This window comes from Paramuribaculum intestinale (genome assembly GCF_030759015.1).
Lineage (GTDB): Bacteria > Bacteroidota > Bacteroidia > Bacteroidales > Muribaculaceae > Paramuribaculum > Paramuribaculum intestinale.
This window is the reverse complement of sequence record NZ_CP098825.1, coordinates 356,060-382,175: the sequence shown is the minus strand read 5'-3', so window position 1 is coordinate 382,175 and position 26,116 is coordinate 356,060. Positions and strand designations below refer to the sequence as shown.

The 26,116-nt window shown below is 53.9% G+C and carries 17 protein-coding genes; 6 read left to right on the top strand and 11 right to left on the bottom strand.

Annotated features, from left to right (window positions below; genetic code table 11):
- The first annotated feature begins 2 nt into the window (after nt 1–2).
- The gene (locus NF347_RS01530; protein ID WP_107035088.1) at nt 3–776 is read left to right on the top strand and encodes an IS5 family transposase; all 774 of its coding nucleotides are present in this window, start codon (nt 3–5) and stop codon (nt 774–776) included.
- 217 nt (nt 777–993) lie between these two features.
- Here the strand turns inward: NF347_RS01530 and NF347_RS01525 are convergent, their stop codons facing one another.
- The 6 genes from NF347_RS01525 to NF347_RS01500 form a co-directional block, all read right to left on the bottom strand.
- The gene (locus NF347_RS01525) at nt 994–1,782 is read right to left on the bottom strand and encodes a zinc ribbon domain-containing protein (protein WP_107035089.1); all 789 of its coding nucleotides are present in this window, start codon (nt 1,780–1,782) and stop codon (nt 994–996) included.
- A 3-nt stretch (nt 1,783–1,785) separates the two neighbouring features.
- Nucleotides 1,786–2,559 carry a Nif3-like dinuclear metal center hexameric protein gene (locus NF347_RS01520; protein ID WP_107035090.1) on the bottom strand — a complete coding sequence of 258 codons (774 nt, stop codon included), beginning with the start codon at nt 2,557–2,559 and terminating at the stop codon, nt 1,786–1,788.
- 61 nt (nt 2,560–2,620) lie between these two features.
- Nucleotides 2,621–4,381 (bottom strand): aspartate--tRNA ligase, encoded by a 1,761-nt coding sequence (gene aspS, locus NF347_RS01515; protein WP_107035091.1) that lies wholly within the window; start codon nt 4,379–4,381, stop codon nt 2,621–2,623.
- A 156-nt stretch (nt 4,382–4,537) separates the two neighbouring features.
- Nucleotides 4,538–5,617 (bottom strand): DUF2027 domain-containing protein, encoded by a 1,080-nt coding sequence (locus NF347_RS01510; RefSeq protein WP_237612971.1) that lies wholly within the window; start codon nt 5,615–5,617, stop codon nt 4,538–4,540.
- On the bottom strand, nt 5,614–8,892 hold the full coding sequence (locus NF347_RS01505) for a S41 family peptidase (protein ID WP_107035092.1): 3,279 nt from the start codon (nt 8,890–8,892) through the stop codon (nt 5,614–5,616). Before NF347_RS01505 ends, NF347_RS01510 begins: the two co-directional genes overlap by 4 nt.
- A gap of 128 nt (nt 8,893–9,020) precedes the next feature.
- Entirely contained in the window at nt 9,021–9,692 is a 672-nt protein-coding gene (locus NF347_RS01500) for a DUF2461 domain-containing protein (protein ID WP_107035093.1), read from the bottom strand.
- 55 nt (nt 9,693–9,747) lie between these two features.
- Between NF347_RS01500 and NF347_RS01495 the strand changes: the two genes are divergently transcribed.
- Nucleotides 9,748–10,524, top strand: coding sequence for an EFR1 family ferrodoxin (locus NF347_RS01495; RefSeq protein ID WP_133166420.1), 777 nt, complete (start codon nt 9,748–9,750; stop codon nt 10,522–10,524).
- Here NF347_RS01495 and NF347_RS01490 read toward each other — a convergent pair.
- The 3 genes from NF347_RS01490 to NF347_RS01480 form a co-directional block, all read right to left on the bottom strand.
- The gene (locus tag NF347_RS01490; protein WP_107035095.1) at nt 10,487–11,461 is read right to left on the bottom strand and encodes a YitT family protein; all 975 of its coding nucleotides are present in this window, start codon (nt 11,459–11,461) and stop codon (nt 10,487–10,489) included. The genes NF347_RS01495 and NF347_RS01490 overlap by 38 nt on opposite strands.
- 313 nt (nt 11,462–11,774) lie before the next feature.
- Complete coding sequence (htpG, locus tag NF347_RS01485) at nt 11,775–13,823, bottom strand: molecular chaperone HtpG (protein ID WP_107035097.1); 2,049 nt, start codon at nt 13,821–13,823, stop codon at nt 11,775–11,777.
- A 93-nt stretch (nt 13,824–13,916) separates the two neighbouring features.
- Nucleotides 13,917–16,499 (bottom strand): ATP-dependent Clp protease ATP-binding subunit, encoded by a 2,583-nt coding sequence (locus NF347_RS01480; protein ID WP_107035177.1) that lies wholly within the window; start codon nt 16,497–16,499, stop codon nt 13,917–13,919.
- Between the two features lie 283 nt (nt 16,500–16,782).
- Here NF347_RS01480 and gyrA point away from each other — a divergent pair, with 283 nt between their 5' ends.
- From gyrA to NF347_RS01460, 4 genes are all read left to right on the top strand, one after another.
- A complete protein-coding gene (gene gyrA, locus NF347_RS01475; RefSeq protein WP_107035178.1) occupies nt 16,783–19,428 on the top strand; it encodes a DNA gyrase subunit A in 2,646 nt (881 codons plus the stop codon).
- A gap of 65 nt (nt 19,429–19,493) precedes the next feature.
- Complete coding sequence (locus tag NF347_RS01470; protein ID WP_107035098.1) at nt 19,494–20,759, top strand: tetratricopeptide repeat protein; 1,266 nt, start codon at nt 19,494–19,496, stop codon at nt 20,757–20,759.
- A 96-nt stretch (nt 20,760–20,855) separates the two neighbouring features.
- Nucleotides 20,856–22,901, top strand: coding sequence for a glycoside hydrolase family 20 protein (locus NF347_RS01465; protein ID WP_107035099.1), 2,046 nt, complete (start codon nt 20,856–20,858; stop codon nt 22,899–22,901).
- A gap of 109 nt (nt 22,902–23,010) precedes the next feature.
- Nucleotides 23,011–23,568, top strand: a complete 558-nt coding sequence (locus NF347_RS01460; RefSeq protein ID WP_107035100.1) for an NAD(P)H-dependent oxidoreductase — start codon at nt 23,011–23,013, stop codon at nt 23,566–23,568.
- Here the strand turns inward: NF347_RS01460 and NF347_RS01455 are convergent.
- Both NF347_RS01455 and nagB read right to left on the bottom strand, forming a co-directional pair.
- Nucleotides 23,540–25,024, bottom strand: coding sequence for a Na+/H+ antiporter NhaC family protein (locus tag NF347_RS01455; protein WP_107035101.1), 1,485 nt, complete (start codon nt 25,022–25,024; stop codon nt 23,540–23,542). The two genes, NF347_RS01460 and NF347_RS01455, sit on opposite strands and share 29 nt — an antisense overlap.
- 218 nt (nt 25,025–25,242) lie before the next feature.
- Nucleotides 25,243–26,055 carry a glucosamine-6-phosphate deaminase gene (gene nagB, locus NF347_RS01450; RefSeq protein WP_107035102.1) on the bottom strand — a complete coding sequence of 271 codons (813 nt, stop codon included), beginning with the start codon at nt 26,053–26,055 and terminating at the stop codon, nt 25,243–25,245.
- Nucleotides 26,056–26,116: the final 61 nt, after the last annotated feature.

The following is a 26,116-nucleotide window of genomic DNA, read 5'->3' as shown; positions in this document are numbered from 1 at the left end:
ATATGCATAGAATCAATCTCTATCAGACACTTTTGACCGAGGGTCAATGGTCTTATATAAACGAAGTATTCTTCGAAAATGATTGTCGCAAACGTAAAAATTCACTACGGAGCCTATTCGAAGCGGTATTATACCTACTGGTCACAGGATGTCAGTGGAGGATGCTTCCGCACGATTATCCCAAGTGGCAATTGGTGTACTATTACTTCCGAAAGTGGTCCAAAGAAGGTAGAATCGAACATTTGCTCAACAAACTTGTACGAAAGGTGAGGAAGAAACGAAATCAATCAGAAAGTCCCTCTGTGGGAGCATTGGATGCCCAGAGCGTTAAATGGGGCAACCGTAAGAGTGACAATGGATTTGACGCAAACAAGAAGGTCAAGGGCATCAAACGTAACATCGTGGTTGACCGCAATGGCTTTATTCTTGCCCGGACAGTATGCAGTGCATCGGTTCATGATTCCCATCAGGCTCACCCATTGTGTAATGCAGCAGACAGAGAGTGGGAACGGCTTGAAAAGGTTCTTGTTGACCGTGGTTACCGGGGGGAGATTGCTAAAGATATTGAAAAAGATTTTGCAATCAGCCTTGAGGTTTCCAATACTCCAAACGGGACTAAGGGATTCATACCGAAACCTCTCAGATGGGTAGTCGAGAGAACTTTCTCATGGCTTGATTGGTTCCGTCGCCTTTCACGCAATTATGAAGAATCAACAGAGGTCGCTGAAGAAATGATTGATTTGGCTGCCATAAAAATTTTATTGAATCAAATTTAAACAGTTTCTTAGAGTATGTTTGTATTTCGTGTTAAATTCAAACATACGCTTAGACCCACAAAGCGCTGTGTCAGCAATGCGATACTGACACAGCGCTTTCTCTATATCACACCGGCGCACCCTCCCCGGCACATTCCGCCTGTCCGATCCCTGGTCATGACAAAAAAAAATCCGGCCATCGCTGACTGGATTTATATCTTACATCAAAGTATAAGAATTACTTACTCTCTGTCGGCGCACTGAGATCCACACCCGCGAGATCCGGGTCGATCATGATGCGGCCGCAATACTCGCAGACTATGATCTTCTTGTGCATCTTGATCTCCATCTGCTTCTGAGGCGGGATGCGGTTGAAGCAACCTCCGCAGGCATCACGCTGTATATATACGATACCCAGACCGTTGCGGGCATTCTTGCGGATGCGTTTGAAAGCCGCAAGAGTGCGGGCGTCGATTTTAGGCTCAAGAGCCTTGGCCTGTTCGCGCAGACGCTCCTCGTCCTGCTTCGTCTCCGACACGATTTCGTCAAGCTCGGCCTTCTTGTCGGCCAGCACATGCTTCTGATCAGCCAGACGGTTCTCGGTCTCGGCGATTTCATTGTTCTTGGCGTCGATCATGCGGGCATACTCGTTGATATGCTTCTCGCTCAGCTCTATCTCGAGAGTCTGGAACTCGATCTCCTTCGACAGCAGATCAAACTCGCGGTTGTTCCTCACATTGTCGATCTGCTCTTTGTATTTTGCTATCTTGGCCTGTGAATCATTGATTTTCTCCTTCTCGGCAACCGACTTCTTGCGGATTTCTTCGATCTCCTTGCGGAAATTCTCTATACGGGTGGTCAGACCCTTGATCACATCCTCAAGGTCAGCGACTTCAAGAGGAAGTTCGCCACGCACAGTGCGGATTCGGTCGATTTGCGAAAGTAGCGTCTGCAGCTCGTAGAGCGACTTGAGGCGCGACTCCACTGAGAGATTCTGTTCGTTTTTGTTCTTGTCTGCTGTAGCCATAGCTTACATGTAATTTACAGGATTTGACTCTACGTGCGAGTCACGGACTGCAAAGTTAGGAAATTTTTTCGTAATAATATCGGTAAAAATGCCTATAGTGCAATGTTCGCTCTCAAAATGGCCTATGTCGGCTATCAGAATATTGCCGCCATAGTCGGCAAAATCATGATATTTCACATCGGCCGTCACCATCGCGTCAGCACCGCAGGCCACTGCAGCAGGGAGCATCGAGGCGCCCGAACCGCCGCATAAAGCCACACGGCTCACCATTCGCGACCCATCCGGAGCGCTGTGACGCACCACCCGGGCACCGAACGCACGCTTCACCTCACTCAGGAAATCCACTGCCGCCAAAGGCTCCGCAAGCTGACCGACAGCGCCGGCCCCACTCTCGCAGTCAATAGCCCTCACCTGCGTCAACCCGAGCATTTCGGCCATACGGCGCGACACGCCCGACGGCGCATTGTCCAGACACGTATGCAGACTATAGACCGCAACACCATTTCTGATCGAATACTCCACGGCGCGCTCCACCGGAGTCGATCCGGTGATATGCTTCAGACCGCGGAATATCAGCGGATGATGACTCACCACCAGATTACATCCCGCAGATGCCGCCTCGGCTATCACACCGGGAGTCGGATCCACACACAGCATGACGCCGGTGCATTCGCGCGACGCATCGCCTGTCTGAAGCCCGCAATTGTCATAGCTCTCCTGCAGACTCAGAGGAGCGAACTCCTCCAAGGCGCCGATTATATCACTGATTTTAGGCATATCTGAAAAACAGCGGAGGGCACTTGACGCCTTTCGCCGTCTGCCCTCCATCGTTTTAATTTTATTTCTTTTCAGGTTCAGTCACAGCTATGCTCAACTCATCGAGCTGGCTTTGGTCTATCGTGCTCGGAGCGTCGATCATCATGTCGCGGCCCGAATTGTTTTTCGGGAAAGCTATGACATCGCGGATGCTGTCAAGACCGGCCAGAATCGACACGAAACGATCGAAACCGAAAGCCAGACCGCCGTGAGGAGGTGCGCCATATTTGAAGGCGTCCATAAGGAAGCCGAACTTATATCGCGCTTCATCTTCCGACAGACCGAGCAGACGGAACATGTGATCCTGCAGCTCCGAGTCATGTATGCGTATCGATCCTCCGCCAAGTTCGTTTCCGTTGACCACCATGTCATAGGCTGTGGCACGGACAGCACCGGTATCGGTGTCGAGCTTGTCCACATCCTCCGGGTTAGGCGCAGTGAACGGATGATGCATGGCATAGTAGCGCTGCGTTTCATCATCCCATTCGAAGAGAGGAAAATCCACCACCCACAGACACGAGAACTTCTGCGGATCACGCAGCCCGAGACGCGAGCCCATCTCCAGACGCAGTTCGTTGAGCTGCTTGCGGGTTTTCATAGTCGCTCCGGCGAGTATCAGCATCAGGTCGCCCGGATTCGCACCGCCACGCTCAAGCCAGCCGCGAAGCTCATCGTCGGAATAGAATTTGCCTACCGAACTCTTTATCGAGCCGTCATTTTCAAGCTTAACCCACATCATGCCCTTGGCACCCACCTGCGGACGCTTCACGAATTCAGTCAGCTGGTCAAGCTGCTTGCGGGTATAGTCGGCACAGCCCGGAGCCACGATGGCTCCTACATATTCGGCATCATCCATCACCGCGAAACCCTTGCCGGTCGTGAGATCCTTCAGCTCCACAAACTGCATCCCGAAGCGGGTGTCGGGCTTGTCACTGCCATATAGACGCATCGCATCGGCCCACGTCATGCGCGGGAACGGATCAGCAAAGTCTATATCCTTCACATATTTGAAAATATGCTTCACAAGTCCCTCGAACATCTGAAGCACATCCTCCTGCTCCACAAACGACATCTCGCAGTCGATCTGTGTGAATTCAGGCTGACGGTCGGCACGCAGATCCTCGTCACGGAAACATTTCACGATCTGAAAATACCGGTCGAAGCCACTCACCATCAGAAGCTGCTTGAACGTCTGAGGCGACTGAGGCAGAGCATAGAACTCACCGGGATTCATGCGCGAAGGCACCACAAAGTCGCGGGCACCCTCCGGAGTCGACTTGATCAGCACCGGTGTTTCCACCTCAAGAAATCCCTTCGAGTCGAGATAACGGCGGATTTCGAAAGCCATGCGGTGGCGAAGCTCCAGATTGCCGCGCACGCACGAACGACGCAGATCCAGGTAGCGGTACTTCATCCGCAGATCATCGCCGCCGTCGGTGTCATCCTCTATGGTAAACGGAGGCACATCACTGCGGTTCAGCACCTTGAGCGAGGTCGCAATGATCTCTATCTCACCGGTCGGCAGATTCTTGTTCTTATTCTCGCGCTCCTGCACCGTTCCGCTCACCTGCACCACAAATTCACGGCCAAGCTTGTTGGCGGCATCAAAAAGAGCTGTGTCCGAATCACTTTCAAACACGATCTGGGTGATACCGTAACGGTCGCGCAGATCAACGAATGTCATGCCGCCCATCTTTCTGGCACGCTGCACCCATCCGGCGAGTGTCACTTCGCGGCCTGCGTCAGAAAGGCGCAGCTCGCCGCATGTATTGGTTCTGTACATTTTTCTATCTCGACTATATAATCGGTTATGTTGTTTCAGACCACAAAATTACAAAAAATCCGCTTTCACGGCCGAAAATCGACACGGAAAAGCGGATCTTATGAATCTATTGTCTGATTTTGCCACGGCTCGCGCGGCCCTACGGCGCAGTCGTCGTCAGCCTATGGTCACCTGAGTGGCTCCAAAGCCATATTCACGAAACGAAGCGTCCTGCACCTGACATGACTTGTAGCGGTGGCGCAGCTCCTTCATCAGAGCCTGTCTCAGCACTCCCTCGCCCTTGCCATGAATGAATATCAGCTTGCGGCCACGGTTATGCATATTGGCGTCCATCACCTTGCGGAACTCATCCACCTGATAGTTCAGTATCTCGGCCGGCGACATGCCGGCAGTCGTGTCAAGCAGCTCGTCGATATGAAGATCAGTCACGAACGGATCACCACCCCCTGAAGTCCGCGGCTGACGCTGCACCTTTTTGACCTGACGGCGTTCCGGCCGCCGTTCAACAGGCGTAAGCATAGCCTCGGCGATCACCTCAGGCTTCACTGACACCGCATCATGTCCCAGCTGCACATCATCCGTCACTATCGGCAGGGCTATCACATCGCGCTCGAAATAATCGTTCGGACGGAAACAGTTGACACGGAGAAACCTCGTCAGATCCATCCGCTTCTCCACGTCAACCGGACGCTTCATAGCAAAACCCTTGTCGCGCTTGAAAGCGATCATCTGCACAGCCACATGTTCCATGTGCGCGAGATCGGCATGAGTCATCTCGCCGATCAACAGCTGGATATTCGGCTCCACTATGCCTGCATAGCGTGTGGTCCACTCCTCCTCATCGCCGCGCGTGAGGTAAGTGAAATAGAGATAGTAGTTTGAATCGTTGACTATCGATATGTCAAACCGCGTGGTCGACAGCTGCTTTATGTCAGCAGGCTCATAGCCCAGCACCACATTGAGCTTGTCGCCGCCCTCCGTTTCCACAATCGGAAGTTCCGGCTCGGCCTTCACCTCTTTCGACGGCTTTTCGATCTCCTTCGGAGCCACGGCTGGAGCGGCCGAAGCGGCGGCACGGCTATCGCCGGCCTCGCTGACCACCACGCATTCGCGCAACATCACCGGAGTTTCAAAACCATCCTCGTCAACATAAGCGACATTGCCGTCTATACGCACTATGCGGCCGCCGCCCACTGAATTGAGAAACCTTACGGTATCACCTGTTTTTGCCATCATTTCTTACTTTTTAAGTCGTTGAGAAGGCTCTCCACAGCCGCGCGCAGCTGGGTATCCTCCTCTTTCACCACGGTAGCCGGATCGTTGGCCACCTTCACATCCGGTTCAAGCTGGGTGTTCTCCAGATAATATCCTTCGGAAGTGCGGAAACCTGTCACCGGAATACCGAACACGAGGCTTGGATCCTGCAGCGTCACCCAGTTGACCGAACTCATCGTACCCGGAACCGGCATACCAACAAGCTTGCCGAGTCCAAGGTGACGATACACCCAGGGAGTGCCATGGGCATTCGAGTAGTTGGCCTCGCCGATCACCATCACACTCGGTTTGTTCCAGCGGCGCGACGGCATGTCGGTGGTTTCCACTCCGTGCACATCCTGAGTCAGATACTTCTTACCGCTGAACATCACTTCGATATCCTCGTGCAGACGGCCGCCGCCATTGAAACGGGTGTCGATCACGATACCCTCCTTGTCGATATACTCGCCGAGCGCCTTAGCATAAAGCTTGCGGAAGCTGCCGTCGTCCATCGACTGGATATGCACATATCCCAGACGTCCGTTCGACCAGCGCTCCACATCAGCCTCGCGCTGACGCACCCAGCGGTCATACATCAGAGCGTTCTGCGCGCTCTGCGATATAGGCAGTATGACCTCCTCGAAGTCCGTGCCGTCGGCTCCATGAAAACCCACCAGAGTCTTCTTGCGTGTCAGGTCGGCAAGCAGCACCGACGGATCGGTGTCAGCCGTGAGTGCCTGGCCGTTGATCGACTTGACGATATCGCCGGCTTTCACACGTGAGGTGCTGCGGTCAAACGGACCACCCTTTATCACCTCGGCCACCTTCAGCCCGGCGCCGTCATAACCCAGATCATACAGCAGTCCGAGCTGTGCGGTGGGATGCGCCGCACCGGAGGGATAATAGCGGCCTCCCGTGTGCGATACGTTCAGTTCGCCAAGCAGTTCACTGAGAAGATCGGCGAAGTCATAGTTGTTGTCGATATGAGGCAGGAAGCGTTTGTAGGCCTTGTAGAGGTTGTCCCAGTCCGCACCGTTCATATCCGTGCGGAAGAAGCGTTCGCGCTCTTCGTTGTAGACATAGCGCAGCATATACTCGCGCTCGGCGGCCTGATCTATGGTCATAGAGGCAGAGAATGTGATCGGAGTGAGCTTTTCCGACTTGGTGTCGAACTTGCGAAGAGTAGATCCAAGGAGATACATATTCCCGGCCTTGTCGGTATCGATGCCGGCACCTGCGCCTAGCTTGGTCACCTTGCTGACATCCCCCTTGCGTGGTTTTGCCTTCCAGAGATCATAACCCTTCTCGAACGAGGTGATATAATACAACGTTTCACCATCGGGTGTAAGATACATGTCAGCCAGAGCCGACGAATTGGGCGTCAGGCGTATCGTTCGGTCGGCGATACCCTCGAGATCCACAGCCACCTTCTCGGCCACTTTCTCCTTATCGCCATCAGCCTTCTTGGAGTCAGCTTTCTTTTTTGCGTCATCAGCCTTCTTGGAGTCCTTGCCCGACGCAGCATCGTTCTTCTTGCTCTTCTGGGCTTTCTCCACCTCTTTCAGAAGTTCGTAATCCTCTTCCGAAAGGCGGAAGCGGTCAAATGCGTCGCGATTGAGAAACGCAATCATCACATCGCTCTCCGAACCCCACGAGGCATGATTGCGCATACCGTAACGCTCGCTCTCGAATATGATGGCCTTGCCGCCCATGGCCCAGCGGGGATTCTGGTCGAAATAACCGGTCTTGGTGACATATGTCATCTTGCCGTCGGCCACATTGATTATCGCTATATCAGAGTATGGCTGATGGTGGAGGTCGGTGGCCTCGATCAACAGCCACTCGCCGTCGGGACTCCACTGCGATGCAAAGCCCTTGGAACGGGATGCGACAGTGGAGCCGTCGGTCAGCTGACGCACCTTTTTTGTCTTCAGATCCATCACCTTGAGTTTCGTGCGGTCCTCCACAAAAGCCATCTTGGTGCCGTCGGGCGATATCGACGGATGTGTGCGGTCCACTTTATCCTTCACGGAAAACACCGGTTCTTCATTGATGATCGTGGCATTCGAGAAATTGGGATCATCCTCGCGGCCTATCGTAGCCTTATAGATATTGTAGTGGCCGTCACGTTCCGATGTGTAGTAAAGAGTGCGGCTGTCACTTCCCCATGCCGGATCACTCTCGGCCTCAGTGGTGTTTGTCACCTGCTTGGTCGACGGATAGTCGGTGGCTGTAACAAACACCTCTCCGCGGCTCGTGAAAGCCACCTGCTTGCCGTCGGGCGACACAGCCGCCGATCTGCCGACACCCACACGGAGCTGTTCAGGCTTGTTCTCCTCGTCGACAGTCACGTCTATAGCCACCTTCGCCGGCTTCTGACCTTCGCGCATGGTATATATCTCACCGTCGTAAGTGAAAGCAAACGTACCGTCCGATCCGCGCGAGAGGAAACGAAGCGGATGCGTGCTGAAATCGGTCAGGCGCGTCAGCTTTGCCGGATCGTTCACATTGAAGGAATACAGATTGAACGAGCCGCCGTCGCGCTCCGAAAGGAAATACACAGTCGATCCGTCGGCCGACACCACCGGATTACGATCCTCGCCTCCACGATGGGTGAGATTTGTATGCTTGCCGGTCGAAGCGTCATACAGCCAGATGTCGCGGGTCACCGATGATGTGTGGTGCTTGCGGAACTTATCCTCACTGCCCTTTACATCCTCGTAGACAAACGAACGTCCGTCGGGCATAAACGACATATATACAGCCGGAGTGCCAAGCACCTGACGGGTGCGCCCACCCTTTGCGGGAACACTGTACACTTCGGTCAGGGCGCGGTAGGGAAACAGGGCGCTTTCGGCCGGATCCTGGATCACCGCGCTGAAAAGCACACTCTTGCCGTCGGGAGTAAACGCCTCGGGGATCTCGTTTGCTGAATTGAATGTCAGCTGTGTGGCCGACCCTCCGGTAGCCGGCATGATGAACACATCCTGCCCACCGTTGCGGTCCGAGGCAAAAGCTATCTGTTTGCCGTCGGGACTCCATACCGGCCGACTCTCATACGACGCCAGAGTCGTCAGTCTTTCAGCCTTGCCGCCTTTGGCATCGACCTTATAGATGTCACCCTTGTAAGTGAAAGCGATCTGGCTGCCGTCAGGAGAGATCCGCACATCGCGCATCCACAGCGGCGTCACGGCCTGAGCCATGCCGGCCGAAACAAGCATGGCCGCGCCGATCAAAAAGAAACGTTTGATAATCATATTGTTTGGTTTATTGTATATTCATTATTCCACCGGAATAAGCCTGCGCATGACCGACCTTTTATGTACGGCCGGCATTTCACACCCTGACGTGCCAGCGACAGCTCAGCTCCATGAGTAGTTTGTCATTACTCGTCGATGGTATAATTCAGAAAATCCACAAACGGTTTCAATGCCTTGAACCGTTCGGCCGTTATCTCAGGCCAGGACGGATTCATGAAATATTCCGCACCGACATAATTCACGCGCCCATAATCTTTCAGCCTCAAAAGCGGCGCCTGCGGATGATCACGATCCCATCCCTTGGGCACAGTCTTCAGCTGCTGGCCGCACCACTCAGGGAAATATCTGACAAAGTCAGGATGCATTGTTATGGATTCAAACTCCTCGATATTGTCCACTATGGCCCGGCGCATTTTTTTGAGCACCTGTGGTTCCGGACACCACAACCCGCCATACAGACCGCTTCGTCCGTCGGTGCCGGTTTCTATATAATATCCTGCACGCGCCGAGTGGCGTCCGTAAGGCCCCGGAGCCGACGAGAAATATGTCTTGAACGGTGATTTGTCGGGCGAGAAGCGGGTGTCGCGATATATCCTGTAAGTCACATCACGGGCCGTAAAGCCGGCCACTGCCGGCTCCCACTGCGCCATCGCAGCGATCAGACGGTCCACATCGTCGAGCCACGACTGGCGCAGACAATCGTAACGCTGACGGTTGGCCGCAAACCATTCCCTGTTGTTGTTGACTGCAAGCTCGCCTAAAAAACGGTGCAGTTCATGCATATAATATTCTGCCATAGCGTAGCAAAGTTACGAAGTTTTCGCCAATACGCTGTTGTGCATGATGTGAAAGATGGCTAAATTTGCATCCATGATAGCTTGTTTTTCAGGATGCGGCAACAGTCATCTTGTAGCCGACAGACTCGCACAATCGCTCAACGACAGCGTCACCGCCATACGGCACGACACCGATTGGAATGCCGCCGACGGCGACACCACACGCATGGTATGGGTGTTCCCGGTATATTCGTGGGGCATTCCGCCCGTTGTGGCATCGCACATCGCCTCGGCCACACTGCCCGAAACACTTGATCACTACATGGTATGCACCTGTGGAGACGACGCCGGCCTTACCGACCGGCAATGGCGGCGCATGATACGCCGCAGAGGATGGAAGGCGGTCGGAACGTGGTCGGTCACAATGCCGAACACCTACGTGACACTACCCGGATTTGACGTCGACTCCCCCGCCCTGGCCTCACGCAAGCTTGAGGCTGCAGCCGCCCGCATTGCCGACATTGCGAGAGGCATACGCCATCACGCCCGCGTCGACGACGTAGTCCGTGGCACACTGCCATGGCTCAAATCACGCATAATCTATCCGTTGTTCCGGCGCTTCATGATGTCGCCACGACCCTTCAACACATCGCCAGACTGCACCTCCTGCGGCCTATGCGCGCGCAAATGTCCCATGGGCAACATTACCATGACGCCCGGCCACGGACCGGAATGGGGCACAGACTGTGCCTTCTGCCTCGGATGCTATCACCGGTGCCCGGTTCATGCCGTGAACTACGGCCGGGCCACTGCCTCTAAAGGGCAGTATCATTCACCGGAGAGTCTGCCGTGATCTCAGCAGCCTCTGCATTTTTCTTTTCCGAGGCACGCCTGCGGGCCTCCTTGATCTTGATCTTGTCAAAACCCTTGCCATACACGCCGTTGACATTCGACTGAGTGATGAACGCATCCTCGTCGATACTCTTCACTATTCGGAATATCGTCACCGATTCTATCTTGCGGCACATCACCAGAAGCATCTTCACCTCATGTTTCGTATACCATCCGGTGCCGTTTATCACCGTGCAGCCACGGTTGGCCTCATGACTGATCGCATCGGCGATCCTCTCCCAGTGGCGGGAGAAGATGGTAAACTGAACGGCCTGACGATTGGTATCAATCACCATATCAGCCAGATAAGCCGTTATCACAAGCACAATAAAACCATACACCACCTTGTCGACATTATGGAATATCAGGAACGATGACGATATAATGCACATATCGCAATAAAGCATCGTTCGGCCGATACTGGTGTTGGACGACTTGCTCACCATCGCGGCTATGATATCGGTGCCGCCGGTAGAACCGTTGTGCACAAACACCATGCCTATGCCAACACCGCAAAGTATGCCGCCTATGATCACATTCATAAACGTCTGCTGGGCAACAAGAGGCTCCGGAAACAACGGAGTCAGCACACCGATGAACAAGGATATCACCGTGGCACCGAAAATGGTACGTATGACAAACTGACGGCCCACGCCCTTGAACGCCATGGCCAGCAGCAGCAGATTGGTGACATATTGCGTCACAGCTACCGGCACACCCTTGCCGAACAACATTTCCGTGATAAAATATATCAGCGTGCCAAAACCGGCCAGGCCTCCGATCACCACCTTTTCAGGAAATATGAACGCCGAAAAGCCGAAGGCATACAAAAATATGCCAAGCACAATGAAAACATAGTCGCGGATCGACACCCAGATCTTGTTTGCAGTGAGATGCATGATATTGCGATTGATGACAGGTTACGTTATATACCTCAGCAGCTATGGCACATCAATAAAGACAAAGCCATACGCCAAATCCGCAACAAAATTAAATCATCCCGACATTCTATCAAAAAAATCTCCACTCTTTTTTTTCACACTCTTTTTCAAAACAAAAAAATTTATGCCCCAAAAAAACGACAGAGCCATGTGGCATCCCGCCACATGGCTCTGTTTAATAATGTAAGCGTCAGAATGATTCAGATTGCGGAATGCATTCCGTAAACGCCCGCTCTTTTTCCCGTTTTGGCAGTCAGCCAAGCCTCACAGTTCAAAGCAGGCTTACCGACCGACGTATAAATTCGTTGAGATCCTGTCCTTTCAGAAGGCCGTTGGCCAACAGAGCCAGATCGATTGTCTGCTTGACGAGAGGATTCGACTTGGCGTAAACCTCGATTATCTCCTGCTCTTCCTTGCGGTCATGCTCCACCGCCTGCTCCAGTTCAGTCACCTTGCCCTGCTGCTCGTCGGTAAGCTTCGAATCCTTGGCCGAGTCGCGTATCGACTTGATTTCAGCATTCTTTTCGCTGATGTTTTTGTCAAGTGGATCTATGCGGGCATTCAGTTCCGACTCAGTCGACTCCATAATGCGCTTCACCACCGGACTCTCCGTGTTGACGATCAGATTATAGCTGTCGGGGAGATCGCCGTAGAAGCTCATACCGGGCTGCATGGCCGCCATATCCTTCATTCGGCGCATATACTCGTTCTGAGTGATCATTACCGGATTCGCATCAGCATTCAGAGCCTCGAACGACACGATGAACTCAGCCTTCTCCACCTTCGGGATCTGACACTTGAAAAGCGTGCTCATCATGTCGCGCTGCAACGGAGTCAGATCGGCCGCCTTGCGGTCGCTCTTCGGTATCAGATTCTCCACCACGTCGGAGTCAACCCTGACAAAACGGCTCTTCTCGATCTTGCTCTCCAGCATGCCTATGAAATGACTGTCGAGCTGACCGTCCATCACAAGCACGTCATACCCCTTTTCCGTAGCCGCATGTATGTAGGCATACTGAGCCACCCGATCGGTCGTGTAGAGATACACCACATTGCCGTCCTTATCGGTCTGCTGACCCTCTATCAGAGTGCGGTATTCCTCAAGCGTATAGAATTTGCCCTCGGTATCCTTCACAAGGCAGAACTTCATCGCCGCCTCGCAGAATTTTTCATCCGTCAGCATTCCATACTGGATGAATATCCTGATGTCGTCCCACTTGTTCTCGAAGTCCTGACGGTCGGCCTTGAAGATCTCTTCCAGACGCGACGCCACCTTCTTGGTGATATATCCGGAGATCTTCTTCACCGCCGTATCCGACTGCAGATACGAACGCGACACATTGAGCGGTATGTCGGGGGAATCTATCACACCCTGCAGAAGCATCATGAAGTCAGGCACCACGCCCTCCACCGAATCGGTCACATACACCTGATTGCAGTAGAGCTGTATGCGGTTTTTGTTCACCTCGAAGTTGTTTTTGATCTTCGGGAAAAACAACACACCGGTAAGCGTAAACGGATAGTCGACATTCAGATGTATCCAGAACAGAGGATCTTCCTGACCCGGATACAGCTGGTGGTAGAAATTGCGGTAGTCCTCGTCGGTGAGGTCGGCCGGCTTTTTGGTCCATGTCGGCTCGGTGTCGTTAACCACCTTGTCACGGTCGGTATCCACCATCTTGCCGTCCTTCCACTCCTGTTCCTTGCCCGACACCACAGGCACTGGCAGGAAGCGGCAGTATTTTCTCAACAGCGAGTCTATTTCACTCTGCTGCAGGAAATTTTTATTCTCGTCATCGATATGCAGTATTATATCGGTGCCGCGTTCGGCCTTGTCGGTTTTCTCCATCGTGAATTCAGGCGAGCCGTCACATTCCCACCTTACGGCCTCCGCACCCTCTTTGTACGACAGCGAACGGATCTCCACCTTCTTGGCTACCATAAACGCCGAGTAAAACCCGAGGCCGAAATGACCGATTATGGCATTGGCGTTGTCCTTGTATTTCTCAAGAAACTCTTCTGCCCCCGAAAATGCTATCTGATTGATATATTTATCTATATCCTCAGCCGTCATACCTATGCCGTGGTCGCTCACTGTGAGAGTGCCGGCATCGGCGTCGACACTCACCTTCACCTTCATGTCGCCAAGCTCACCCTTGAACTCTCCGAACGACGACAGAGTGCGCAGCTTCTGGGTGGCGTCGACTGCATTCGACACCAGTTCACGCAGAAATATTTCGTGATCGCTGTAGAGAAATTTTTTGATTACGGGGAAGATATTTTCGGTAGTTACCCCGATTTTACCTTTTTGAGTATCCATAGATTCTTGTAAGATTTATTTCTAAATAACAATACTGCAAAAAAAATGCCACGCCTGAAGCGTGACATTTTGTGATTATTAACTGACATTTTGTCAATCGCCCGATGGCAGTGCCGCCGGCCTGACGGCTTCCGGAAGGGCATCCGTGACACTGATAGTCGTCGTACCCTTCTCTTTGTCGAGCCCTACCGTTATCGAAGCGCCACGATGCAGCTCGCCGTCGATAATGAATTCGGCAAGCTCATCCTCTACATACTTCTGAATAGCCCGTTTGAGCGGACGCGCTCCGAACTGAGGGTCATAGCCTCGCTCGGCCACAAACTCCTTGGCTTCATCCGTCAGCGTCAGCGTGTAGCCAAGCTCAGCCACCCGACGGTAGAATCCCGCCAGTTCTATATCAATGATCCTGAATATCGCCTCTTTCGATAGCTGATCGAACATCACTATGTCGTCCACACGATTGAGAAATTCCGGCGAGAAAGCCTTGTTGAGAGCCTTGCGCAGCACTCCATGGCTATACTCCTTGTCGACCGCCTGAGTATTGAATCCCACGCCCGATCCGAAATCCTTAAGCTGCCGCGTGCCGATATTCGAGGTCATGATTATCAGCGTATTCTTAAAATCAACCCTACGCCCGAGACTGTCGGTCAGACGTCCTTCGTCCATCACCTGCAGCAACAGGTTGAACACATCGGGATGAGCCTTCTCTATCTCATCGAGAAGCACTACCGAATACGGACGGCGGCGCACCTTCTCGGTCAACTGTCCACCCTCTTCGTAACCCACATATCCCGGAGGAGCGCCGACAAGCCGCGACACAGTGAACTTCTCCATATACTCGCTCATATCGATGCGTATCAGCGTATCGGCCGAATCAAACAGGTATTCCGCAAGCTTCTTCGCCAGATGCGTCTTGCCTACACCTGTCGGTCCGAGAAACATGAAGGTACCTATCGGCTTGTTCGGATCTTTCAGACCTATGCGGTTGCGCTGTATAGCCTTCACTATCTTGCTTATAGCTTCATCCTGACCGATGATGGCATCCTTGAGTCTCGGCCCCATCTCTTTCAGACGCTTCCCTTCGGCCTGCGCAATGCGCTGAGCCGGCACACCGGTCATCATCGCCACCACCTCGGCCACCTTGTCCTCATCAACCGTCTCGCGGTTCTCCTGAAGATCCTTTTCCCATTTCAAACGCGCCTCATCGAGTCGTACCTTGAGCTGCTTCTCCGCATCGCGGTACTCCGCCGCACGCTCAAAATCATGCTCACGGGCCGCCATCAGCTTGTTGTTGGCCGTTTCGGCTATCGCATCCTCGAGGGAAGTGATCTCATCGGGCACTGCTATATTGGTGATATGCACCCGCGATCCGGCTTCGTCAAGCGCATCGATGGCCTTGTCGGGGAATGTCCGGTCGGTGACATACCGCTCTGTCAGACTCACGCATGCCTCCAGCGCCTTCTCCGTATAGCTGACATTATGGTGCATCTCATACTTGTCCTTGATGTTATGCAGTATCGTCAGAGTTTCCTCTGGCGTTGTCGGCTCCACCATCACCTTCTGGAAGCGGCGTTCGAGAGCGCCGTCCTTCTCGATATTCTTGCGATACTCGTCCAGAGTCGTCGCACCGATGCACTGTATCTCGCCACGCGCCAGCGCAGGCTTGAGCAGATTGGCCGCATCCATCGAACCGGCCGCATTACCGGCTCCCACGATAGTGTGAAGCTCATCGATAAACAGTATCACATCGCGGTTTTTAGCCAGCTCGTTGAGTATAGCCTTAACACGCTCCTCAAACTGACCGCGATACTTCGTGCCGGCCACAAGCGAAGCCATGTCGAGCGATATCACCCGCTTGCCGAACAACACACGCGACACCTTGCGCTGCACTATCCTAAGAGCCAGCCCCTCGACTATCGCACTCTTACCCACACCGGGCTCACCTATCAGCACCGGATTGTTCTTTTTGCGACGGCTCAGGATCTGCGCCAGACGCTCTATCTCCACCTCACGGCCAACCACCGGATCCAGACGATCCTGCTCGGCGGCACGTGTCATGTCGTTGCCGAATTTGTCGAGCACAGGAGTATCGCCACCCTGACCTTTCGGCTGCTGGGACGAAGAGCGCTGATTCTCACCACGCTCCTCCGGAGCATCGGGTGCGTCATCCTCATCATCCTCGTCACTTCCGGTATATGCGCTCTCCGCACCGGAAGGCTTGCCGGTGAGCTGACTGTAGATGGCATCATACGTCACACCGGCCTGAATAAATGCATTCATGAAATCCATCGCTTGCGTTTCGGGGTTATGGAATATGGCCAGCAACAGATGCTCCACGTCGACCGTATCGTTTTTCAGCATACGCGCTTCGAGCACACTGAGCTTTATCAGACGGTTGGCTATGTCGCTCACCGACACACTGGGCGTCGCCCCTTCGGTGCCATGGTTCTCGAGAGCCGATTCAAAGAGATATTTATCGAGATGCTGCTGCAACTCATAGGCCGAGCTACTGCCTGAAGCCCGCTCCACCAGTCTGAACCCTTTGCCGGAAGCATCGCTTATGATTGCCATAAGGATATGCTCCGGACGTATCACACCGGTATTGTGGCGCAAAGCCTGCTGAGTGCTCTCGTTGAGCACCTGCTTGAGCTCGGCTGAAAAATTGGTTTCTGTCATTAGCTTTCCTTTCTGTCCGGATCGGATGATCATTCACTGACTGCGCACAGGATTTTTCGCCTGACTCGCTACCGTCACCCGATGCCGGTTTGATTTGTTTTCGTATATTGCCGTAAAGTTAGCAATAATTGTGCCAACACGGGCAACTTTACATCACATCACGTGAAAAAATTCGTCACGATTCACCTTTTTTGCAAAATAATCGCTACCTTTGTATGATATTTAACAAATAGGAAAACAACGTAAATTATATCCCTACGTCTTTATGGCATCAGAAGATGATTTGATCAAAGAAGACCGCATCGACCGCATCGACATCAACGAACAGATGAAGTCGGCATATATCGACTACTCCATGTCGGTCATCGTCAGCAGAGCGCTACCTGACGTGCGCGACGGACTCAAGCCCGTACACCGCAGAGTGCTCTTCGGCATGAACGAAATGGGCAACACATCAACCAACGGCTACAAGAAATCGGCCAACTGTGTCGGAGAGGTGATGGGTAAATACCACCCGCACGGCGACTCGTCGATCTATGGCACTGTCGTGCGACTCGCACAGCCGTGGGCAATGCGCTACACGCTTATCGACGGACACGGCAACTTCGGATCTGTCGACGGCGACGGAGCCGCAGCCATGCGTTACACCGAAGTCAGGCTAAAACGCATCGGAGAAGAAATGCTCAGCGACATCGACTCAGAAACAGTCGACTTCCAGCCCAACTACGACAACACACGTCAGGAGCCGCTCGTGCTTCCGACTAGATTCCCCAACCTGCTCGTCAACGGAGCGCAGGGAATCGCCGTAGGCATGGCCACCAACATACCTCCGCATAACCTCACGGAATCCATCAACGCATCCATCGCACTGCTCGACAACCCCGAGATCACAATACCGGAGCTGATGGAGCATATCCCCGGACCCGACTTCCCCACAGGAGGCATAATCTGCGGCACCAAAGGAATACGCGACGCATTCTCCACCGGACGCGGACGTGTCATCATCAGAGCCAAAGCCGACATAGAGCACCACGACTCGCACGACAACATCATCGTACACGAGATACCTTACAACGTCAACAAAGCTCAGCTCATCGAATACATCGCCGAACTCGTCAACGAGAAGAAACTCGACGGAATCGCCGACATCAACGATGAGTCGAACTACAAAGGCATGCGCATCGTCATCAGGCTCAAATCCGACGCCAATCCCAATGTAGTGCTCACGAAGCTCTTCAAGATGACGCAGATGCAGGCATCGTTCAGCGTCAACACCGTCGCACTCGTCCACGGACGTCCACGCACCCTCAACCTCAAGGAAATGCTCGGAGCGTTCATCGAACACCGCCATGAGGTAGTGATCCGACGCACCAAATTCGAGCTGCGCAAGGCCGAAGAGCGCGCCCACATACTCGAAGGACTCATCATCGCATCGCAGAATATCGACGAGGTCATCAAGATAATCCGCGGATCGGACTCCACCGACGACGCCAGAGCACGACTCACCGAACGTTTCGGACTCTCCGACCGCCAGACAGCCGCAATCGTCGAAATGCGACTCAAACAGCTCACCGGACTGGAGCAGGACAAACTCCGTCAGACCTACGACGAAGTGCTCGCAGAGATCAACCGACTCAAAGAGATACTCGACAACGACGAGGTGTGCCGCGCAGTCATCCGCACAGAGCTTGAAGAAATACGTAACAAATACGGCGACGCACGCCGCACAGAGATCAACGCTCGACTCACCGGCGAGTCCAACCCGGAGGACGAAGTAGCCGACGACGACATGATCATCACCATATCCCACCTCGGATACATCAAGCGCACGCCGCTATCCGAATTCCGCGCACAGAACCGCGGCGGAGTCGGAGCCAAAGGCAGCGACACCCGCGACAAAGACTTCATCGAGCATATCTACCCCGCATCGATGCACAACTATATGCTCTTCTTCACCAACCGCGGACGGTGCTACTGGCTTAAAGTCTACGACATACCCGAAGGAGCCAAAAACACCAAGGGAAGAGCCATACAAAACCTTCTCTCTATCGAACCCGGCGACTCCGTCAAAGCGTTTATCCGCGTCAAAGGACTCAACAACAAAGATTTCGTCACATCGCACAATCTTGTGTTCGCTACCAAACGCGGCATAATCAAGAAAACATCGCTCGAAGCCTACTCGCGTCCGCGAGCCAACGGCGTCAACGCCATCATCATCCGCGAAGGCGACGAACTCATCGCTGTCGAGCTCACCGACGGCAACTCCGAGATCATCATGGCCAACCGTAACGGACGAGCCATACGCTTCCACGAAAGCAAAGTCCGCGAAATGGGACGCGTCAGCACCGGAGTGCGCGGAATGACACTCGACGGCGACGACGACGCACTCGTCGGCATGATATGCATGGAACCCGACACCGACAACACAGTGATGGTACTGTCAGAAAACGGCTACGGCAAGCGATCACCGCTCGACATTGACGCCACACTACCCGACGGAACCGTTGAACACCAGAATGTCTACCGCATCACAAACCGAGGAGGCAAAGGAGTGCGCACAATGAATATCACGCAGAAAACCGGAGCGCTCGTTGCCATCGAAAGCGTCAACGACGACAATGATCTCGTGATCATCAACCGTTCGGGCATCACACTCCGCGTAAGAGTGGCCGACATCCGCGTCATGGGCAGAGCCGCACAGGGTGTGCGTGTCATAAACCTTGAGAAACGTGGCGACGTTATAGCATCAGTATGCTGCGTCGATACCGACCCGGAGGAAGAGCACGAAACCGACACCGTGGAGATGCAGGCCGAAGTAATCGAAGAAGCTGTCGACGAAATGATCGACGAGATCTCCGACGACATCGTCAATGACGACGAAGAAGAGATCATCGAAGGCAACGATGAAACCGACGACACCGACAACTGAACGACCGAGATCCCTCATAAACAAACAACAATACCTTAATAATTATCTCAACCAACTGAAACGTTATGAAGAAAATCTCCCTTTTAGGCTTAGGGCTCTTCACCGCAATGGCTGCCACAGCACAGACCAACGTGGTCAACGACGCCAAGCACATGCTTGATCAGGCAAAGCCTGACTATGCAGCAGTGCAGAAGACCATCCAGCCCGCTCTTCAGGACCCCTCGACCGCCAATACGGCCATGCCCTGGTACATCAACGGCAAAGCAGGGTTCGGAATCTTCGACAACGCATATATGCAGGAAGCACTCGGCACACAGCTCTCGGCCGACCAGAAAAAGGCTGCCGGAGCCGGACTGCTCGAGGGCTATAACTCCTACATAAAAGCGCTTCCGCTCGACGTAGAGATCGACAAAAAGACCGGCGAGCCCAAACTCGACAAGAAAACCGGCAAGGCCAAGCCCGGAAAACTCGTCAAAGAGATGGTCAAGACCATGAAGGACAACTACATATCCCTCAAGACCGGAGGCATATATCTCTTCGACGTGCAGGACTATAGCGGAGCCTACGACGTTTGGGAAATGTACGTCAATCTCCCCTCAAGCAGCGTGCTCGGCGACGATGCACCCAAGGCTGAAGCCGACACACTCGTCGGACAGATCATGTATTATCAGCTGCTCGCCGCCCTCTCAAGCGACCGCAACGCCGAGGCTCTCGCCAAAGTGCCGCAGATCGAAAAGACCGGCTACAAAAACATCGATGTCTACGTCTACGGCATCGAGGCCGCACGCCGTCTCAACGACTCCATCGCACAGCTCGACCTCGCCAAGCGCGGATATGCCGAGTATGGCACACAGAACGTTTCGTTTGTCGGACAGCTCATCAACGAACACCTCCAGCACAACGATTTCGACGGATGCTACAAGCTCGTCAACGAAGCTATCGCAGCCACTCCCGACTCGATGGCCGCAGTCAAGAGCCAGCTCTACGACATACTCGGTGTGATCTACGAGCAGCAGGACAAGAGCGAAGCCGCCATCGAAGCATTCGACAAAGCCATCAGCATCGACGCCACACAGGGCAAGAACTACTACGACAAGGCACGCGTGATCTACAACCAGGCCGTCAAGATCGACGAGTCAATGGTCGACGCCCCCGAAAGCGAACGCAAAGCCAAGGTGGATCCCCTGTTGCTCGATGCCGCCAAGCTGTTTGAGAAAGCCTACGAGATCGATTCCACCAATCTCACCAACATCCCCTCGATCCTTTACCGACTCTACTATCGACTCGGAGCCGGATATGAGGAACAGGCTGAAACATGGAAGGACCGCTGATCAGTCCATTCGCAGTCAAATATAGACACTGACAATATCCCGGCCGGACACCCGCAAGAGCGTCCGGCCGGTTTGCCATAAAAACCCGCATAATACATGAAAATACTTATATCCGCGGCCATTGCCGCCCTACTGACCACAACAGCATTCACTTCCGCCGCCGCAACCGTCGACGTCACCCCGCTCCCTGCCCATATCACCGATGCCTCAGGTGAGATGATCATCACGCCGGCGACAACACTTGTCATTGAAGCTCCTAAGGACGACGCAGAACGCCTGCGCCGATACATCGACACCGAGTGGCGACACTTCCCGGCGTCCGCCGCCAAAAACACCTCCAGGATACAGCTACGCACCGTCGGCCACATCGACGGAGTCGACTCACCCGAAGGCTACCGGCTCTCAGTCACCCCAGACGCCACCATCATAGAAGCGACATCCGGAGCCGGACTCTTCTACGGCCTTCAGACACTCATACAGCTCGCCGACGGAACCGACACCATAACTGCCGTCGACATCACCGACTCTCCCCGTTTCGGCTACAGAGGCATGATGCTCGACATATCGCGACACTATCGCGACAAAAAATTCATATTAAAACAGATCGATGCTCTCGCACGACTGAAAATCAACCGTCTGCACTTGCATCTCACTGACGCTGCCGGATGGCGCATAGAAATCAAACGCTATCCACGCCTGACAGAGTATGCCGCATGGCGCCCCGAACTCACCTGGAAAGAATGGACCGACGGCGGAGCACGCTATGCCGAGGCTACCGACTTCAACGCACACGGAGGATTCCTCACACAAGACGACGCACGCGAGATCGTACGCTATGCCGCCGACCGATACATCACGGTCATACCCGAAATCGAGATGCCGTCACACTCCGAGGAACTCACCGCCACATTTCCCGAAATATCCTGCACCCACAACCCCAAGGGCGAGCCTGACGTCTGCGTCGGCAACGAACAGACATTCGAGATACTCCAGAATATACTCGACGAAGTGATGGACATATTCCCTTCTGAATACATCCACATCGGAGGCGACGAAGCATCTAAAAAAGCATGGAAAGAGTGCGACCTGTGCCACCAACGCATGACACAGGAGGGACTTAAGGATGTCGACCAGCTCCAGAGCTATCTCATCCACCGCATCGAACAATATCTCAATTCCAAAGGACGTTCGCTCATCGGCTGGGACGAGATCATGGAAGGCGGTCTTGCACCAAATGCCACTGTCATGTCATGGCGCGGCACGGAAGGCGGCATCAAAGCCGCACGCAGCGGCCACCAGGCCGTCATGTCGCCCGGAGGATACTGCTATCTCGACTCCTACCAGGACGCACCGGCCACACAGCCCGTTGCTATCAGCGGATATCTGCCGCTTCAGCGCGTCTACTCCTATGACCCGGCGCCCGACAGCCTCGGCATCGACGTCACCCGATGGATTACAGGCATACAGGGCAACCTCTGGACCGAATACGTCCCCACAGCACAGCATGCCGAATACATGCTTTGGCCCCGCATGATAGCCATAGCCGAAATCGGATGGACACCCCAGGCCTTGCGCTCGTGGGAATCATTCAGACCGCGGGCATTGAAAGTTGCCGACCATATGCAGAGCGACGGCTACACCGTCTTTGACCTCAGAGGCGAGGCCGGCAACCGACGCCAGTCGACACGTCCCGCAGAACATCTGGCAAAAGGCAAGAAAGTGACATACAACGTACCCTGGTGGAGCAATTACAACGCAGCCGGCGAAGCCACTCTGACCGACGGACTCCGTGGAGGCTGGAGCTATGGCGACGGACGCTGGCAGGGATTCCTCCATCGTGGCGACCAACGGGTTGACGTCACCATCGATCTTGAAAAACCGACCGACATCACATACGTCGGCGCCGACTTCATGCAGATCACCGGCCCCGGCGTATGGTTCCCCGCCAAAGTGGAGATCTCCGTTTCCGATGACGGCAAAAACTTCACCACCCTCACCACCATCGAACACAAACAGAAAGATTCCACCGGACTATCATTCAAGGAATTCTCATGGAGTGGCACCGCACGTGCACGCTACGTGCGTTACTGCGCGACATCCACCGAAGGATGTCAGTTCACCGACGAGATCATCATAAGATGATCTACCGTCAGTAGGCACACCGACTGCCACCGACCTACACGGATCCGGCCTGCGCGCACAACCATCACGCAGGCCGGATTGTTCTATTCTTGCATCAACAATATCACCCATGATCACTATCATCTATACACATCCCGACCCCTCAAGCTTCAACCATGCCATACTCTCGGCCATAACCGACATGCTTACCGGTCGCGGAGATGACTATCAGGTAATCGATCTGTATGCCGATGGCTTCAGTCCGATAATGACGCGCGACACTCTCGCCGATGACCGCTCCGGCCACACCGACGACCCATTGGTCAAACGCTATATCAAAATGCTGCAGCGCACCGACCGCGCCATCTACATCTTCCCCATCTGGTGGGGAATGATGCCGGCCATGCTAAAAGGTTTTATTGACCGCACTTTTATTAAAGGATTTGTCTACGACACCACCGACAACGGCGACATAATGCCACTACTGTCGGTCGAACGGACACTTATCGTCACGACCTCCGAAGGCCTTTCAGTCGACTTCGCGCCATTTGTCAGCGGCTACTTCGCCCCGATGATCCTGCAGCCTGCGGGATTCAACGGATGCCGGTGGATAAACTGCGACGAAACCGATACCGGTTCACCCGACATGCGCCGCGACTTCATAGGCCGCGTACTGCAGCAGATCTGACCGACGACATGCGTGCACGGCGCCTCATGGCCTGAATGCCGTAGGCCACTGCCACCGACATTAGCGGACTGAGATAGTTGAACACACACATCGGAGCGTATGCGAGCGTCGACACTCCGAGCACTGTCGACTGTGCCATGCCGCAGGAATTCCACGGTATAAGCACCGACGTCACGGAGATCGAGTCCTCCAGAGCACGTCCGAGCAACTGAGGCCGCTCACCAAGCCGTCGGTAGATATTGCGGTAAAGATTGCTGCCTATGATGATCGACAGATACTGGTCGCCGGTGGCACTGTTGAGAAACAGCCCGCTGCCTACTGTCGCCCCCACAAGGTGTCCCGTCGATTTCAGACGCCGGGCAAAACTCTTCGTGATAGCGCCGAGCATTCCCGATCCGAGCATCACTCCGCCGAAAATCATCGCGCTGCCTACCAGATACACCGTAGGGAGCATTCCGGCCACGCCACCGGTGGCTACCAGCGGATCCAGCATGGCTGAACCGGTCGACACTTCGGTGGAGCTAAACAGCACCCTCGCCCCGACACAGGCCATGGCCATCACACCGCCGTCATCACCTGCAAGCATCCCCACTATCTGAGGCTGACAGATATACATCACTGCCAGAGCCACACCTGAACTGACCGCAAGCGTCAGCGTTGTGCCCGCGCGCATGGCAAGCAGAGCTATCGTCAGCAGCGGCACCAGCGCAAGCCATGGAGATATATTGAAAGTAGAAGTGATCGCATCGCATATATCTGTCTGATCAAAGCTGCCGCTGACACCCGACATCAGCCCAACACAGGCAAAGACCGCAAGCGCTATCGCCATCGCAGGCACAGTTGTCACCATCAGCGAACGTATGTGGCTGAACAGCTTCACCCCCGTCGAAGAGGCGGCAAGAACAGTCGTATCGCTCAGCGGCGACACTTTGTCGCCGAAATAAGCGCCCGAGATAACCGCACCGGCTATCCAGGCCTCGTCATATCCCATCACGGTGCCGATACCCATGAAAGCAACACCGATCGTGGCTATCGTGGTCCACGACGTGCCGCTCATCACCGACACTACCGCCGATATGGAGCAGGCGAGAAAGAGAAACATCACCGGATTTAGCATATTCACGCCATAGTAGATCATGCCGGGCACCACACCCGACAGCATCCATGTCGCTCCAACCGTACCGATAAACAGCAGTACAGGCACAGCCGGAAATATCTGTCTGACGCTCTTGCGTACCCCGAGCATCAGCACCCTAAACCTGCGTGTAGTAGTGATCATTGTCAATGCCACGCAGACAGCCGAAGCGCCCAACAGCAGCTTATAGCCCATCGAGAGCACGTCGGATGCGCCGCGCGTAAGGATTACTACGGCCAGAGAAATCAAAAGAACCAATATGGGGATCAGCGACACGGCAAGTGTCGGATTATGCGTTGTTTGACTGTGTGTAAATTTCATTCCGTATTTTTATGCGTACAAAATTACACCGATTCCTCCGCCCTTGCAAATTTTCCTTTATAAAAATTCAAAACAAACACAAAAAAGCACGCACAAAAAGCATGACGGCGCGCCGTGACCATCGTCACTGCACGCCGTCATTATTCTTCGCTGCAGGCGAAATCACAGCAGGTCATTCCACACCACCCGCCATATTCCGCCTGCTTCGGTTGCGTGGTTTATTTCAGCTGAGTCTGCGGATCTATATTGGCCGCCTCTATATCCTTATAGTAACGGTAAGTACCCACCTTCAGCTCCTCGCAAGCTGCCTCGTCGGCCACGATGAGCGCCTTCTCATGCATCTGGAGAGCCGAGATAGTCCACATCTGGCTGATGCCGCCCTCCACGCCATGATGAAGCGCACGGCTCTTGTTGTGGCCGTTGACGATAAGCAGCACGCTGCGGGCCGACATGATCGTGCCCACACCTACCGTGAGAGCAGTCTTCGGCACGAGATCGACATTGTTGTCGAAGAAGCGTGAATTGGCTATGATTGTGTCGCGTGTCAGAGTTTTCATGCGCGTACGCGAAGTCAGCGACGAACCCGGCTCATTGAAAGCTATATGGCCGTCGGGGCCTACGCCTCCGAGGAAGAGATCTATGCCGCCGTAGCTCTTGATCTTCTCCTCATAGCGGCGGCACTCCTCGGCGGGATCCTCGGCATTGCCGTTGAGGATGTTGACATTCTCGCGGGGAATGTCTATGTGGCTGAAGAAATTCGTCCACATGAAAGTATAGTAGCTCTGTTCGTGGTCGCGGGGAATACCGCAGTATTCATCCATATTGAACGTAACGACGTTCTTGAACGAAACCTTACCCTCCTGATACAGCTTGATCAGATTGCGGTACATGCCCAGAGGCGAACTGCCCGTAGGGCATCCGAGAACGAAAGGATGTTCGGCAGTAGGTTTCGCTTCATTGATGCGCGCCGCCACATAATTGGCCGCCCAGGCCGATACGTTGGCATAATCGGGTTCGATAATAAGTCTCATCTATGATTGTTTTAAGGTTATTTGGATTGCTGTCGTTTGAGAGAGCAAACTTACACAAAAT